Here is a 15,488-nt window from a genome sequence, read left to right on the forward strand (position 1 = left end):
GCCCGAGCGGGGGCGGCATCGAGATCCGGTCGGACCGGCCGGCGGTGGGCGTCGCGCACGTCGCGCCGCTGGCGCAGGTGGTGGTGAGCGGCCGCAGGGACTTCAACCAGGGTGCCCTCAACGCCCGCCTGCTCGAGGCGGTTGCCCGCAAGGGGGTCAGCATCGACCTGATCCTGGTGAGCCCGCACCAGCTCATGTTCACCGTCCCTGAGCAGGCGGCCCCGCTGGTCCATGAGGCGGTGTCGGAGTTCGAGGACGTGGAGGTGGCCCTGACCGGCGGGCTGGCCAAGGTCTCGGTGGTGGGCGCCGGGATGCACGGCGTCCCCGGGGTGATGGCGCGCATTGCCCGGGCGCTGACGTCGGCCGGGATCGACATCCTGCAGACCTCGGACTCGCACGCCAGCATCTCCTGCCTGGTGGATGCCGAGCGGCTGCCCGACGCCATCCGGGCGCTGTTTTCCGAGTTCGATCTGGGGAGGGAGAGGTGAACGCAATGGCCACCGAAAGGTTTGGACGGCTGTTGACCGCGATGGTGACCCCCATGCGCCAGGACGGGAGCGTGGACTACGCCGCGGCCCAGGAGCTGGCGGTGCGCCTGGTGGAATCCGGGTCCGACGGGGTGGTGGTGTGCGGCACCACGGGGGAATCCCCGACGCTGTCGGACGACGAAAAGATCGGGATGTTCAAAGCCGTGGTGGATGCCATCGGCGGGCGGTCCGCCGTCGTGGCGGGCACCGGTTCCAACGACACCCGGCACAGCATCGAACTGACGAAGGTGGCCGAGAAGACCGGTGTGGACGCCATTCTCGCCGTCGTCCCGTACTACAACCGGCCGCCGCAGGAAGGGCTGTTCCGGCACTTCGAGGCCATTGCCAAATCCACGAGCCTGCCGGTGATCCTTTATAACATCCCTGGCCGCACCGGCCAGAACCTGGCGCCTGAGACCACCGCTCGCCTTGCCGCCATCGAAAACGTCGTGGCCCTGAAGGACTCATCGGGGAGCCTCGACCACGTCTCCCAGGTGCGCCGCCTTGCCGGGCCCGATTTTCTCATCTACAGCGGCGACGACAGCCTCACGCTGCCGATCCTGGCGGTCGGAGGGGCCGGCGTGGTCAGCGTCGCCTCCCATCTTGTCGGCCGGCGAATTCGAGATATGATTGAGGCGTTCATGGCTGGTAAAGTCGAACTCGCCCAGCGGATCCACCTGGAGATGTTCGCCCTGTTCAAGGCGCTGTTCGTCACCACCAACCCCATCCCCGTGAAGAAGGCGCTGCAGCTGGCGGGCATCAACACAGGACCTCTGCGCCCACCCCTGGTGGAGGCGACCGAGTCGGAGACGCGTCTCATCCGCCAGGCTATGATGGAGCTTGGCCTGATCGGGTAGGGCAAGTTCGCGTCCCTTTGGCTCCTCGGAGGTGTTAAGCGCGACAGATGGCATCAAACGGCCCCACGCTCCAGCTCATTCCTCTCGGCGGGCTGGGCGAGATCGGAAAGAACATGCTGGTTCTGGAGACGGAGAAGGACATCCTCATCATCGACGCCGGGGTGATGTTTCCCGAAGAGGAAATGCTGGGGATCGACCTCGTCATCCCCGACATGAGTTACATCCTCGAACGGCGCCACAAGGTCCGGGCCGTGGTGCTGACCCACGGGCACGAGGACCACATCGGCGCCCTCCCCTATCTCTTGCGGGAGATCCCGGTGCCGGTGCTGGGCACCCGCCTCACCCTGGGCTTGGTGAAGGCGAAGCTGGCCGAGCACCAGCTCGAAAACGAGCCCTCGTTCATCGAGGCGAAAGCGGGCGAGCGCTTTCGCCCGGGCGGCTACGAGGTGGAGTTCATCCACCTAAACCACAGCATACCGGGCGCCGTGGCCGTCGCGGCGCACACCCCCGTGGGGGTCGTGCTGCACGTGACGGATTTCAAGTTCGACCAGACGCCCATTGACGGGCGGCCCACCGACTACCACCGCCTGACGGAACTGGGCAAGCAGGGGGTCGTGGTGCTCCTTTCGGACAGCACCAACGCCGAACAGCCCGGGTGGACTCCTTCGGAGAAGAGCGTGGGACAGGCCTTCCTGGAGGCGTTTCGCAGGGCACCGGGGCGGGTGCTGGTAGCGACGTTTGCCACCAACGTTCACCGCATCCAGCAGGCCATCGACGCGGCGGTGGACACGGGGCGCCGTGTGGCGGTGGTGGGCCGAAGCATGGAGACCGTGGTAGGCATCGCAAGCGAGCTGGGTTATCTGAGGCTGCCCCCCGGGGTGCAGGTGAGCGCGGAGGAGATCGCGCACCAGCCCCACAACCGCCTGGTGATCCTGACCACGGGGAGCCAGGGGGAGCCCATGTCCGCCCTCTCCCGCATGGCGTCCGGCGACCACCGGCTGGTCAGCATCGTGCCGGGCGACACCGTCATCATCTCGGCCCACCCCATCCCGGGCAACGAGCGGCTGGTGGGGCGCACCATCAACCTGCTGTTCAAGCTGGGCGCCAACGTCATCTACGAACCGTTCGAGGGAATCCATGCCTCGGGGCACGCCAGCCAGGAGGAGCTGAAGCTTCTGCTGAGCCTGGTGCAGCCGCGCTTTTTCGTGCCCGTGCACGGGGAGTACCGCATGCTGGTGAAGCACGCCCGCCTGGCGCGGGAGGTCGGCATCCCGTCCGACCACATCTTCATCGTGGAAAACGGCGACGTGCTGGAGGTTACCCGGGACCGGGTGACTCGCCGGGCGAGCGTGCCGGCCGGTCAGGTTTTCGTGGACGGGCTGTCCGTGGGCGACGTCGGCAACGTCGTACTGCGGGATCGACGCCAGCTCGCCCAGGACGGCATCCTGGTCGTGGTGCTGACCGTGGACGCCCACACCGGCGAGCTTCTGGCGGGGCCCGAGCTGGTCTCCCGGGGCTTCGTCTACGTCAGGGAGTCGGAGGCGCTCCTGGAGGAGGCGCGCCAGCAGGCGCGCGCTGCCCTGCTGGCCGGCACCCGGCCGGGCGACGGCGCCGAGTGGGGAGCCATGAAGGCCAGAGTGCGGGAGTCCTTAGGCCAGTTCTTCTACGAGCGGCTCAAGCGGCGCCCCATGATCCTGCCCATCGTGGTCGAGGTCTAAAAGGCGGGCACACTACCTCCTGGTTGTCGGGCAGGCCCGGACGGCGTGGTGTACGGACAGGTCCGGACCCCTGACGGACAGGAGGGCGGCCTGCGTTGGAGTGGAACCCGGGCATCCCGCAAGGCCTGGGCGAGACGGGGGAGGGTGAAGCCGAACCGGGCGGTGGCGACGGCGCGGAGCGTCAGGCCCAGCAGCCTCCGGTCCCGGCCGCCGGCCCTCTCGAGTATTTGCGCCAGCTCGGACAGCTCTCGCCGGTTCCCTCGGGCGAGCAGGGCATCCACGTGCTGCCCATCATCGGGCAGGTGGAGGGCCACTTCAGCCTGCCCCCCAAGAGCAAGACGACCAAGTACGAGCACATCATCCCGCAGCTCGTGGCCGTGGAGCAGAGCCCCCGGGTCCAGGGCGTGCTCATCGTGCTCAACACGGTGGGCGGCGACATCGAGGCGGGGCTTGCCATCGCCGAGATGGTGCGTACCCTGTCCAAGCCCTCGGTTTCGGTCGTGCTGGGGGGCGGCCACTCCATCGGCATCCCCATCGCGGTGGCGGCCACCTATAGCTTCGTGGCCGAGACGGCCACCATCACCGTGCATCCGGTGAGGCTCTCCGGCGTGCTGGTCGGCATGCCGCAGGCGTACGAGTACCTGGACAAGATGCAGGACCGCATCATCCGGTTCATCGTGGACAACTCCCGAATCACCGAACAGAAGCTGCGGGAACTGATGTTCCGCACCGGCGAGCTGGTGCGGGACGTGGGAACCGTGCTGGTGGGGCGCGAGGCGGTCAACGTAGGGCTCATGGACGAGGTCGGTGGGCTCTCCCAGGCCATCACCAAGCTGCGCGAGCTTGTTGCCGAACGCCAGGGCGCCGGAGTGGGAGCAGATACCCGGTGATCCCTTACACCGTCCTGCCTGCCGAGTGGTTCGAACCGGGCCACGCGGCCGACGGGGAAGGTGACGGTCCGCAGTCACCGGCCGCGGGTGAGGGGGTGGCCGGTGCTCGCGTGGAACTCCCGCTGGGCCACTGGCACGGCGTCCCGGTGTGGGTGGAGGGGTACGTCGAACGCCCGGGGCGGCTCGTGGTGGAGCGGCTGATCACCACCGACCCCGACCTGTACCTGTGGCCGGCCCTTGCGCCCGGGAGGACGCTTCCTCTGGCATGAGAGCACCCCCGCCGGCTGCCATTCTCGTGAACGCTATCACAACCATGGTATAATGGCGCCGGCGGGCGGTGAAAAGGTGCACCTTTGGGACCGGCTGGAAGTTCGCCTGCTGGGAAGCGTCGCTATGGTTGCGCTGGGCATGAGCCTGGCCGGCTTCGGCTGGGATGCCTGGCGCCAGCGAGTGCAGGCCGAGCAGACCCTGACGGACCGGGCACGGGCCGTGACCAAGCAGTTCCTGGCGGTGCGCTCCTTTGTGGCTCAGTCCGAGACCGAGCGGCTGCAGGCGCAGGTCGGCGAGTTCCACCACCTCGATCCCGTCGCGGTGGCGCGGGTGGTCGGGGAGATCTTCGGGTCGAGTTCGTCGGCGCGGGTGCGGGAGGTCTGGGTTGGAGCCTCACTTCCGGCGCACATGCCCGATGCCGTGGAGCAGGCGGCGCTGGAGCGGTTCGCGCGGGATCCCGGAGTGGCCGAATTCGCGATGGTCGTAAACGGCGGGTCCGGCGAGGGGCCGGCCTCTCCGGCACCGCCGGGGAGGGCCGCGCCCTCCCGCCTCTTCCGGTACGTGGCGCCCATCTACCTGGAGGAGAACTGCCTGAGCTGCCACCAGGGCAGCGCCCTGTCGGCGCGCATCTCCGGAAGGCCTGCGGCAGTTGGGGACCTGATGGGGGCGATCAGCATCGCGGTGCCCATCGAGGCGTTCGAGGCCGGCGTGGCGTCTGCTATCCGGGGGCGGCTTCGCTTCACCGTCCTGCTGACGGGCCTGTCCCTCGTCGTGCTGGCCATCCTGCTGCGCCGGCAGGTGACCGCACCGCTGGGGCAGTTGACCGCCATGGCGGCGCGCTTTGCCACGGGGGACCTGACGCCGGCGCCGCCACCGAAGGGCGCGGCCGGCGAGACCGCCCTGCTCGCCTCGGTCATGAACTCCATGGCGGGGGCCCTCAAGGAGCTTTACACGGATCTGGAGGCCAGGGTCCAGGAGCGCACGCACCGGCTGAGCGAGGCCAACGCCCGCCTGCGCGAAAAGCAGGCGGAACTGGAGCGGGCCCAGCAGCTCCAGTCGGAGTTCCTGGCGACCGTCTCCCACGAGCTGCGCACCCCGCTCACCTCGATTCTGGCGTTCACGGAGCTGCTGATGGAGGAGGAGGGTGTCGCCGAAAACTCCCGCTTGCGCGAGTACCTGACGGATATCCGGGAGTGCGCGCAGCGCCTCTACAACCAGATCAACGACCTGCTGGACCTCGCCCGCATCGAGGCCGGGCTCATGCAGCTCAACCGGGAGCGGTTCGACGTGCGGGACGTGATCGACGCGGGGCTGCGCCGCATCGAGCCGATGGCGGCCCGCAAGGGCCTGCAGGTGGTGCGGGGCAGCCTGAGCGAGTCCGTCTGGGTGGAGGCGGACCGCAACCGGGTCGAGCAGGTCCTGATGAACCTCCTCTCCAACGCCGTCAAGTTCACGCCGCGGGGGTGGATCGCGGTGGAGGTGCTGCCGCCGGGCGAGCGGGAGCCGTTCGTGCAGGTGCGGGTGGCAGACAGCGGCATCGGCATCCGGCCCGAGCACCAGACCATCATCTTCGAGAAGTTCCGTCAGGTGGACAGTTCGGCGTCGCGGGAATACCCGGGATCCGGGCTTGGCCTGGCTCTAGCACGGCACCTGGTGGAGATGCACGGCGGGCGCATCTGGGTGGAGAGCGAGCCGGGCAAGGGCAGCACCTTTACCTTCACGCTGCCCCCGGCACCGTCGCTGCCCACCGTCGGGGAGCCGAGCCAGAGCTGTGCGGCTTGAGGGAGCGAGGGTCAAGGGGGGCAAGGCGCGGGTGGACGGCGAGCGGATCCTGGTCGTTGACGACGAGCCGCACATCCTCAAGGCCGTGAGCCGCAGGCTGGAGCGTTCGGGCTATCAGGTCGACATGGCCGCCGACGGCGAGGAGGCGCTGGAGAAGTTCGAGAGCTTCCAGCCGGATCTGGTGGTGCTGGACCTGATGCTGCCCCGCCTGGACGGCTACGAGGTGTGCCATGCCATCCGGGAGCGGTCCTCGACGCCCATCATCATCCTCTCGGCCCGCAGCGAGGAACCGGATCGGCTCACCGGCTTCTGGCTGGGTGCCGACGACTACCTGACCAAGCCGTTCAGCCTCGCGGAACTGGTGCTGCGCATCCAGGCCGTGCTCAGGCGGGCGCGAGGCGAAGGCGTCGGCGAACGCCCGCAGCCGGCCCCCGCGGCGATTTTCGAGGAGGAGACGGGGGGAGCCGAGGAGGCCGGCGGGCAGGCCGAGGATCAGGTACTGCACTTCGAGGGGCTGACCATCGACCGGCACTGCCGCATGGTGTGGCGCGGCAACAAGCCGGTGGAGCTCACCGCACGAGAGTTCGACCTCCTGTGGCTCCTGGCGAGCCATCCCATGGTGGTCTTCACCAGGGACCAGATCCTGGACCGGGTCTGGCAGAGCGATTACGCGGGGGACCTCGCCAACGTGACCGTCTGTATCAGCCGCTTGCGGGAGAAGCTCGAAGAGGACCCGCTGGCGCCGCAATACATCCAGACGGTGCGGGGTGTGGGCTACCGCTTCCGGGCCCGGCCCATCCGGCCGGGGCGCCCGGCCACCCCGGCGCCTCCGGCACCGCCCTCCTGAAGGCCCTGCTGTACCGCCCATGACCTCATGAGCGGGGCCCGTCCCGCCTGGCGTGCAAGAGTTCTGCAAGACTGCTGCAAGCCCAGCGCAACCGCCGAGCAGGCTTCTGGCAAGTTCCCGTCCCTAGCATTGTAAGCGGATAGCACGCCGCTTACAGGTGCCTAACAACAGGGAGGGACGGGGCTTGCCCCACGCTGGAGCACCCATCTCGCGCCGGGCGCTTCTGGCACAGGGCGCGGGGATCGTGGTGTTCACGCTCGCCGGCGGTGCCGCCTCGCAGGCGCGAGCCTCGGCGGCGCCGCCGGACGCAGCGGACGACGCCTTCGGTATGCTCGTCGACCTCACCGAGTGCATCGGGTGCCGTAGCTGCGTGTACGCCTGCCAGGAAGTCAACGGGTGGCGAGGGGACCCGGAGCGGCCCGAGCCCGACGGGGAGCAGTGGACGGCAGTTCGTGAAGTCGCCGTTCCGGGCCACCCCGACGAGGTCCGCTACGTGCGAACGCAGTGCTTTCACTGTCTCGACCCGGCGTGCGCGTCCGCCTGCCCGGTCGCGGCCCTCCGCAAGACCCCCGACGGGCCTGTTGCCTACGAGGCGGACCGCTGCATCGGCTGCCGCTACTGCATGGTCGCGTGCCCCTTCCACATCCCCCGCTACCAGTGGGACCGGGCGCTTCCCCTGGTGGCCAAGTGCGCTTTCTGCGCTCGCCGCCTTGCCGCCGGAGAAATCCCGGCCTGTGCCGAGGCGTGCCCGACTGGGGCCACCCTCTTCGGAAAGCGCTCCGAACTCGTGGCGCAGGCTCGCCGGCGCATCCGGGAGCACCCGGACCGCTACGTGGACCGCATCTACGGCGCCGTCGAAGCGGGCGGCACGTCGTGGCTGTACCTCTCGGACGTTCCCTTCGAGAAGCTTGGGTTCCCCGCGGTCGGGGCGAGCGCGCCCGGTGAGTTCACCCGCCCCGTCATGGCGAAGGTGCCCGCGGTGGCGCTGGGCGTGGCCGGCCTGATGGCCGCGGTGCGCTGGTTGGAGGGCGGACGGGAAGCCGGTGAGGCAGGTCGTCCCCCTGCGGGAAAGGAGCGGGAGCCATGAAGGAACTCGCCCAGCACGCGGCACCTGGGACGATGGTGCTGCGCGGCCTGTCGGAGCGGGTCGCGAGCATCGGGTGGGGGCGGCTGGTTCTATGGGCAGTGGCGCTGTCCGGTGCCGCCGCCATGGTGTACCGCCTCGGGTGGGGGCTGGGAGCGAGCACCAACCTTAGCGACGACTGGCCGTGGGGCTGGTGGATTGCGGTCGACGTGATGGGCGGTGTGGCGCTGGCTGCAGGGGCTTTCGTCGTGGCGGCATGGGTGCACGTGTTTGGCCGCCACCGCTACGAGGTCCTGGCGAAGCCGGCCGTCCTGACGGGGTTCCTCGGGTATCTCATGGTGGTCGTAGGGCTCCTGATGGACATCGGGCGGCCTTACCGCATCTGGCACCCGATAGTGATGTGGCAGCCGCACTCCGTGATGTTCGAGGTCGCCTGGTGCGTCATGTGCTATACCACCGTGCTGGCCCTGGAGTTCAGCCCGGTCGCGTTCGAGGGGCTGGGGTGGCGAAGGGCTGCGCGGCGGGTGCGGCGCGCCATTGTGCCCCTGGTGATTCTGGGGGTCATGTTCTCCACGCTGCACCAGTCGTCGCTGGGCAGCCTGCTGCTCATCGCACCGTACCGGATGAATCCGCTCTGGTACTCCCCCTTGCTACCCGTCTTCTACTTCGCGTCGGCCGTGGCGGCCGGCCTGGCCACGGTGCAGCTGGAGGCGTCGGCTGCCGGCCGGTTTTACGGGCACCGAGTGGGGTCCGCCCTCATGGAGGGGCTCTCCAGGGGCCTCGTGTGGGTGCTCGTGCTGAACGCGGCGCTGCGGGTGGCCGACTGGGTCGTACGGGGGACCGGGCCGTGGATGGGCCCCGTTACCCTCGAAAGCGCCCTGGCCGCGGCCGAGGTGGGGCTGGGGATGCTGGTGCCGGCCGCTCTGCTGGCGGTGCGGTCGCTGCGCAGGCGCAGTGCGGTGCGCCTTTGGGCAGCGTGGATGGTCGTGGCGGGTGTGTTGATGAACCGGATCGACTCGTCCCTGGTCGCCATGCGCCAGAGCGCCTCGTCCGCCTACTGGCCATCCGTGCTGGAGTTTGTGGTCACCGCCGGTATCATCGCCGGCGGGATGCTGGCCTACGACTGTGTGGCACGGCACTGGCCGCTTTTCGAGGCTGCCGCTGAACCCACGCCCGAGAGGGCTGCGGCGGAGCACCACCGCAAGACCGTGGAGGCGCCGGCCTCATGACGGTCGGGGCCTGGCCGGCTGCTTCCGGCTCCTTGGCCGGCCTGCTGGCGGCGGGGGAGGCCCCGCGCGTGTTGCTGCTGGGCCCGGAGCCGGAAGAGGCCGCCCGGTTGGTGAGCTTTCTCCGGCGGGTGGGGTTTGAGGCGGAGGCCACGGGGCTTCCGGTGATAGCCGAAGAGGACGGATGCCCCGACACCCGAGCGGTGCAGGGCCTGGCCTCCCGCTTCGACCTGGCCGTTGTCTGGCTGAGCGAGCCGGACGTCCAGGCCCGTGAGTGGGTCCCGGTGCTGCGGGGGCTGCTGCGCCTTCCCGTGGTGGTGGCGTCCTCGGACAACCGGTACGAATCCCGGGTGGCGGCGCTGAGGGCAGGCGCGGAGGACTATGTGTGCCGCCCCCTGTCGCCGTCCGAGGTGGCGCTGCGCCTGCGCGCGATCTACCGCCGGGTGGGGTCGCGCCGGGTGGCCCAGGGACCGGGGGGACGGTCAGGTCAGGCTGCGGCGCACGGCCTGACGGTCGGGCCGCTCTCGCTCGAACGTGAAACCCGCCGGGCTGCCGTGGGAGGGCGCTCCCTCGATCTGACGTGCCGGGAGTTTAACCTCCTGTGGCTTCTGGCATCAAACCCGGGACGGGTCTTCTCCCGAGACGAGTTGATGCTGAAGCTCTGGGGCGACGAAGAGGCCGCCTCGCAGGAGTGTGTCACCGTGCTGGTCAGCCGTCTGCGGCGCAAGCTGCGGAGGGCAGGAGCCCCGCCTCGGCTTCGGATCCGGGCACTGTGGGGTGTCGGCTACCGGCTCGAGGGGCCGTCGCCCGCGCTGCCGCTTTCGGAGGCTCCGGTCGCACTAGGGGCAGGCGCAGCACTGAGCCTCCGGTAGATCTCCAGGGTGCGGGCGGCCATCCTGCGTGCCGTGAACGCCTCTTCGTAGCGTGCCCGGGCGGCCCGCTGCATCCGGGCTCGGGTCTTTGGATCGGAGGCGAGCCGGGAAAGCGCTCTGGCCAGGGCCTCGGGATCGCCGGGGGGCACCAGCAGCCCGTCCACCCCGTCCCGTACCACCTCAGGGATGCCGCCGACGGACGTGGCCACCACCGCGCAGCCCGCCGCCATCGCCTCGATGATCGACAAAGGCAGAGCCTCGTCCAGGCTCGGCAGGCACACGATGTCACACTGAGTGAACCATCTGGACGCTCCGACGACTTTACCGGTGAAGAAGACCCGCTGCTCAAGCCCTGATTCGCGCACCCGGGCCTCGAGGCGGGCCCGTTCGCTGCCGTCGCCCATGATGACGCAGTGGAACTCAGGATGACGCGGGGGCAGGAGCCGGAGTGCCTCGAGCAGTACGTGAACGCCTTTCTGCGGTTCGAGACGGGCGGCGACTCCGACCACGACGCTTCCATCCGGCACCCGAACCCCTAATACCGAAAACCCGGAACCCGAGCCGTTCCTTGCCGCCAACTGTGAGAGGGAGGTTTCTCCAGTCGGTGCTGGGGTTGTGTCCGGTACACCGTTGTGCACCACGGTAATCTGCTCCCGGGGGAAGCCGGTTTTCGCCCACCGGGCTGCCTCGTCGGCGGATACCGCGATGAGCGGGATACGCATCGAACGGAGCAGATGGGAGCCTATCCGGTATGTCCAAGGGGCGCCGCTTCCAAAGTACCCGTGCGCCGTGAATAGGAGGGCGGCGCCCGCCCTGCGGACCCGGCCGGCCGCCAGCCATGCGAGTTCGGCCGCGCCGTGGACGTGCACGACGGCGCGCGGCCCTTGCCTGCCCTCCTGAAGCCCCGAGCGTTCGGGGAGCAGAGCGTTGCTCAGGGATTGGAGGTACGAGCGAAGGCCTCTCCACCAGTTCCCCCTCGGGTCCTGAAAGTAGTGCACCCGAGCGCCCGCCGCTTCGAGAGTTGCCCCCAGGGGCCCCGGCGGGCCAAGGACCACCGGTTGGACGGCCCAGTGCACCGCCTGCAGGAGATAGAGGAGGTGGTGCTCCGTACCTCCGGTCTGGAGGTACGGCACCACCCACACGACGGGGCCGTCGTAGCGCAGCTCCTCTTGGCCCGCCATCACGTCGACTCCGGCCGCACCTCCGACTCGGCCGCTCGCGCCGGTCTGTCCGGTTGTCGCAGCGCGGCCCGGGCAGCCTTGTAGTAAAGCCGGTTGTAGAGCTGCTTGGCGGCGACCGACCGGAGCCAGAAGTGTCCCTGGCCTTCCGTCTTTCTCAGGATCCACCGTGCCAGCCGCAGGTCCCAGTCGAAGACCGACGCCAGCCGGTCGATGGCCATCGCCAGCGGGTTGAGGCCTGTGGCCATCCGCGCCTCCAGGATGGGGTGCTTGCGCACGAGGCGTACCGCCATCCGCCCCTGTGACGATGCGTAGGCGGCCACGCCGGCCGGGTCGATGGGGTCCGGCTTGTAGTGGTAGCCGACCGCGGTCGGAACGAAGCACGTCACGAGGCCGCCTTGTTTCAGGCGGATCCCGAATTCGATGTCCTCCCAGCCCAGTTCGTCGAACGACTCGTCGAACAGCCCCACCCTGAAGGCGTCCTGGCGGCGCACGGACGCGTTGCCGCCCGCAAAGGGCGCGGCCGACCAGTCCCAGATTCGCGGGCGCCTGGGGATCTCGTCAAGCGAGCGGATGAGCACCGCCGGACCGGTCACTACGGCGTTCTTCCACCGCTCGTGGGCACGCAGGTGCTCCTCGAGAAACTGCGGCGAGCAGATGATGTCACTGTCGATGAAGACGAGGTACTGCCCGCGGCTTGCGCGGATGGCCGCGTTCCTCGCGGCAGCCGCCCCACAGTGCTCCAACCGCAGGTAGGTAACGTGCGGCCGTATCCGCGCTGCTTCCCTGGCGACCACCTGGGGGGTGTCGTCCGTGGATCCATCGTCGGCGATCACGATTTCGTATCGGTCAGGCGGAACGGTCTGGCGATCCAGGACCCCGAGCACGTGGGGAAGCACCCGCCCGCGATTGTAGGTGGCAATGATGACGCTGGCCTGCAGCGGGCTCTCACCCATGCTGGACGGCCTCTTCTCGCCCTCCGGCCGCCCGGCCCAGCATCCACAGCATCCCGCCCAGAAGCCAGAAGCCCACGCCGATATGAAGAGACCACAGGGTCCCGTCGAAAAGCTGGTGCGTCAGCATGGCTGCCAGGCTCGCCACCAGTGCAGCCGGTAGTTCCCGCCCTTCACCTTTGGCACGTCGCACAGCCCGAAGGCCGTACCCCAACCACACGGCCACGATGACCGTGAAGCCCAACAGCCCGAAGATCCCCGTCTCGGCCAGCAAGTTGAGGATGATATTGTGAGCGAACGATACATTGCCTTCACGGGACTGCGGCGGCCGGTAGTCCGGATAGACCGCGCTGAACGCTCCGAGACCCACCCCCCACCACGGGTGATCTCGGAACATCCGCCACGATCCTTCCCAGATCAGGAGCCGCTCCGTCTTGGACGAAGACCCAGGATCGAGCCGGCTGAGGAGCATCCCGTAGGCGGGCACCCGGCTGTCCGCCGCCCACAGTGCGAAGCTGCTCGCAAGGATGCCAGCCACCAGGATGAGGATGGCCACTTGCCGGCGCATCCGGGAGGACCCAAGGAGCAGCAGCGCAAGTTCGGCGACGACGGCTGCCACCCAACCGCCCTGGGACATGGTCAGCAGGAGCGCCGTGGCGATGAGCAAAACGCCGGCCCAGGCGAGGATGGGTTCGGAGGCGGCCAGCACCTCGAGGTGCGCGAGCGGAAGCGACATGGCAAGCAGGGTGCCGAGGCCGTTCTTGCCCAGGAACACCGTGGTCGCGTACGTGCGGTTCTGGAGAAAGCCGCTGATGGCAGCACCGGCAAGCACGACCGCGCCGAACACCCAGTGACGCGTGAACCGCGGCATGGTGCCGGGCTCCACCGGATCCTTCACGAAGAGCCAGAAGATGATGACCATCAGCGCCAGAACCGCCACGGAGCCCCACGCCAGCGACGGCGAAGGCGAGTAAGCCGCGGAAACTGCGGCGACGCCAGCGAAGGGCAGCGCATACCCGTAGCGGGATAGCGCCGGTCCCCAGCGAAACGGGCGGGGTTCGCGCTGACCGCGAGGCTGCCTGCCTCCTGAGAGAAGCGCCCCCACCAGGAGCAGGACCGAGCTGACCAAACCAGCCCCGGCCCCGTAAAGCAAGAAGGCGACGGCGTAGAACCCATCCTTCAGGACGGCTCTTGTAGAAGCATGCGTGGTCGCAGACAGTGCGTGATTCCCCTTCTGTGCGTTGGCGCCGCGTTTTGAGGTCGCGGGGGACTACGAGGCTGAGGCAGGCGCTTCCTTCCCGGGCCGGTCAGGCAGAATGCGGGTGCATCCCGGGCGGATCCGTTCCAGTTCCTCGATGACGGCCTCTGCTATGCGGCGGGCTGCGCCTCGGGGCCCCATTCGGCGCCGGCCTTCATCTCCCATGCGGGCCCGCAGTTCGGGGTCGCGAAGGATTTCGAGCACGGCGGCGGCGATCGCCTCGCCGCGGGGCTCCACCGGCCGTACGGCCTCGCCAAGCAGGAGGGTCTGGCGGCGCACCAGTTCCGCCGTGACCTGTGGCCCTGTTCCGGGGCAGATCACGACCGGCTTCCCGAGCCCGGCCGCCTGCTCGTTGCCGGTTCCCGAAAGGCCAACAATGACGTCGGCCTGGCTGATGATGTCGCCGAACCGCCCGGTGACGATGGCGACGGAAGAACCGCTCGTGTGGTGGAGCGTTGCCACGTGGCCGCCGGGATGCGGGCCCGACCCGCCGTTGCCCCGGGCAGGAGGGCGACGAAGCGTCCAGCCGCTCCCGGGAAGATGCGACTCAAGCCGCTCCAGGGAGAGGCTGTCCGGCCAGGCCGCGGCAAACGCCGCGCGAACGAGTCCCATCGACTGCAACGCGGCCACGCCGGAGAGGATGAGGCGGAAGTTGCGGTAGGCCTCCTCGCGGCTGCCCGGCAGGAGCCCGATCAGGGGCTCTCCAGCGCTTCTCACCCCGAGTTCAATACCCGTGCCCTCGAAGGCGTCCATCATCGGGTTTCCTGTGAACTCGGCCGGCACCCCGTCCCGGCGGAGAAGTTCGGCGCTCCATCCGTCCCGCGTGAACACCCGCCTGGCATAGCGCCGCATGAGCCGGCGGTCGGCCGACGTCCATACCCCCTCGAGGTTCCCGGTCAGGTGAACCGAGTCGGCAATGGCCACCATGACCAGTGGCCGGTGGATCAACAGCCGGGTGACGTACAGCACGACCCGGTCCCCGATGCCCACCACCAGGTCGACGGTCGGGGCGAGGTGCCGCAGAGCGAGTGCCTGACGAAGGTGCAGCCGGATGAGGCCGGCTCGCAGGTCCTGCCACACCGCCGGCAACCTCCGGATGCCGATGAAGCCGCCGCTCGGCACCGGTTTCGTGGGTGTTACCACGGTGACCTGGCCGCGGCGGTACGGAAGCCCGCTCCCGACGATGGGGGCTCCCAGCAACCGAACGCCCGGCGCCAGGGAGCGCACCTCCGCCGCGATGGCGGCGCCCACCGCGTCCTCGCCGTGGCCGTTGCTGAAGAAGAGCAGCGTTGGAGGCCGGATGCCTGTACTCGCGCCCTTGGTCAAGATGAACCCCGGCCGCCATTCTACTACGCCGGGCGCGGCCGGCAAAGGCGAAGCTCCGTAGAGCGCGCCGGCGTGGGGCAGAAAGCTGTTCAGCATAGGGAGACCACGCTGTTCCGTACGGTAGGGTTTGTGGGGCAGTTCGTCGGGCTGGCGTGCGGCCTGGTGCTCGCAATTGCCGGCGTCCGCCTCGGGTACCTTTCCGTGCGGGGCGCGGCCGGACGGTGGATGGAGCGGTGGATTGCCGCCGTTCGGGGCCAGCCCCTGCGGCTCGTGGTCGCGGGCGCTACGTCCGCCGCGTTCCTGCACAGCTCCAGCGCGGTCGAGGTCATGGTGCTCGCTTTGTCGCAGGCGGGGGCCCTGGCCCTTGACGAGGCGCTGTTCGTCATCGTCGGCGCCAACGTGGGAACCACCGCGACCGCGCAGCTCGTGGCCCTCCGGCTCCCGGCCGCAGGTCTCATCCTCATGGCGGGGGGGCTTGTAGCGTTCGTCGTCGCTGGAAGGCGTCCGGCGGCGCTGGCCGTGTTCAGCCTGGGTGCCTTCCTCTCCGGCCTGCAACTCATCGGGACCTCGACGGGGCCGCTGGTCGCTGAGCGCCTGGCGTCGCTCGGCCGGGAGGGCGGCAACCCGGTGGGCCGGGCGTTTTGGGTGGGGTGGGCGGTGACCGGGCTCGTGCAGAGCAGCACGGTCGTTTCCAGCTCAG

General features: G+C 69.2%; 15 protein-coding genes. 11 read left to right on the forward strand and 4 right to left on the reverse strand.

Annotated elements, in window-relative coordinates:
• From AB1609_04215 to AB1609_04260, 10 genes are all read left to right on the forward strand, one after another.
• A partial coding sequence (locus tag AB1609_04215; protein ID MEW6045674.1) for an ACT domain-containing protein occupies positions 1-488 on the forward strand: 488 nt, incomplete at its 5' end.
• 5 nt (positions 489-493) lie between these two features.
• A complete protein-coding gene (dapA, locus tag AB1609_04220) occupies positions 494-1,384 on the forward strand; it encodes a 4-hydroxy-tetrahydrodipicolinate synthase (GenBank protein MEW6045675.1) in 891 nt (296 codons plus the stop codon).
• Positions 1,385-1,431: 47 nt separating this feature from the next.
• Complete coding sequence (locus AB1609_04225) at positions 1,432-3,102, forward strand: ribonuclease J (GenBank protein MEW6045676.1); 1,671 nt, start codon at positions 1,432-1,434, stop codon at positions 3,100-3,102.
• Between the two features lie 95 nt (positions 3,103-3,197).
• Positions 3,198-3,992, forward strand: coding sequence for an ATP-dependent Clp protease proteolytic subunit (locus AB1609_04230; GenBank protein ID MEW6045677.1), 795 nt, complete (start codon positions 3,198-3,200; stop codon positions 3,990-3,992).
• The gene (locus tag AB1609_04235; GenBank protein ID MEW6045678.1) at positions 3,989-4,261 is read left to right on the forward strand and encodes a hypothetical protein; all 273 of its coding nucleotides are present in this window, start codon (positions 3,989-3,991) and stop codon (positions 4,259-4,261) included. The genes AB1609_04230 and AB1609_04235 overlap by 4 nt, the downstream gene beginning before the upstream one ends.
• A gap of 76 nt (positions 4,262-4,337) precedes the next feature.
• The gene (locus tag AB1609_04240) at positions 4,338-6,044 is read left to right on the forward strand and encodes an ATP-binding protein (GenBank protein ID MEW6045679.1); all 1,707 of its coding nucleotides are present in this window, start codon (positions 4,338-4,340) and stop codon (positions 6,042-6,044) included.
• Positions 6,034-6,891: a response regulator transcription factor gene (locus AB1609_04245; protein MEW6045680.1), complete on the forward strand. Its 858-nt coding sequence runs from the start codon at positions 6,034-6,036 to the stop codon at positions 6,889-6,891. Before AB1609_04240 ends, AB1609_04245 begins: the two co-directional genes overlap by 11 nt.
• Before the next feature lie 184 nt (positions 6,892-7,075).
• A complete protein-coding gene (locus AB1609_04250; GenBank protein ID MEW6045681.1) occupies positions 7,076-7,978 on the forward strand; it encodes a 4Fe-4S dicluster domain-containing protein in 903 nt (300 codons plus the stop codon).
• The gene (nrfD, locus tag AB1609_04255; protein MEW6045682.1) at positions 7,975-9,204 is read left to right on the forward strand and encodes an NrfD/PsrC family molybdoenzyme membrane anchor subunit; all 1,230 of its coding nucleotides are present in this window, start codon (positions 7,975-7,977) and stop codon (positions 9,202-9,204) included. Before AB1609_04250 ends, nrfD begins: the two co-directional genes overlap by 4 nt.
• Positions 9,201-10,073, forward strand: a complete 873-nt coding sequence (locus tag AB1609_04260; protein ID MEW6045683.1) for a response regulator transcription factor — start codon at positions 9,201-9,203, stop codon at positions 10,071-10,073. The genes nrfD and AB1609_04260 overlap by 4 nt, the downstream gene beginning before the upstream one ends.
• Here AB1609_04260 and AB1609_04265 read toward each other — a convergent pair.
• From AB1609_04265 to AB1609_04280, 4 genes are all read right to left on the reverse strand, one after another.
• On the reverse strand, positions 9,986-11,254 hold the full coding sequence (locus tag AB1609_04265; protein ID MEW6045684.1) for a glycosyltransferase family 4 protein: 1,269 nt from the start codon (positions 11,252-11,254) through the stop codon (positions 9,986-9,988). The two genes, AB1609_04260 and AB1609_04265, sit on opposite strands and share 88 nt — an antisense overlap.
• Entirely contained in the window at positions 11,254-12,207 is a 954-nt protein-coding gene (locus AB1609_04270; GenBank protein MEW6045685.1) for a glycosyltransferase, read from the reverse strand. The genes AB1609_04265 and AB1609_04270 overlap by 1 nt, the downstream gene beginning before the upstream one ends.
• On the reverse strand, positions 12,200-13,333 hold the full coding sequence (locus tag AB1609_04275; GenBank protein MEW6045686.1) for an O-antigen ligase family protein: 1,134 nt from the start codon (positions 13,331-13,333) through the stop codon (positions 12,200-12,202). Before AB1609_04275 ends, AB1609_04270 begins: the two co-directional genes overlap by 8 nt.
• A gap of 141 nt (positions 13,334-13,474) precedes the next feature.
• Positions 13,475-14,884: a lipid-A-disaccharide synthase-related protein gene (locus AB1609_04280; protein MEW6045687.1), complete on the reverse strand. Its 1,410-nt coding sequence runs from the start codon at positions 14,882-14,884 to the stop codon at positions 13,475-13,477.
• On the opposite strand from AB1609_04280, the gene AB1609_04285 reads away from it, so the two are divergent.
• Positions 14,861-15,488: Na/Pi symporter (locus AB1609_04285; protein ID MEW6045688.1), on the forward strand; the 628-nt coding region annotated here is incomplete at its 3' end. The two genes, AB1609_04280 and AB1609_04285, sit on opposite strands and share 24 nt — an antisense overlap.

It is taken from the genome of Bacillota bacterium (assembly GCA_040754675.1).
In the GTDB taxonomy this organism is placed as follows: Bacteria; Bacillota; Limnochordia; order Limnochordales; family Geochordaceae; genus Geochorda.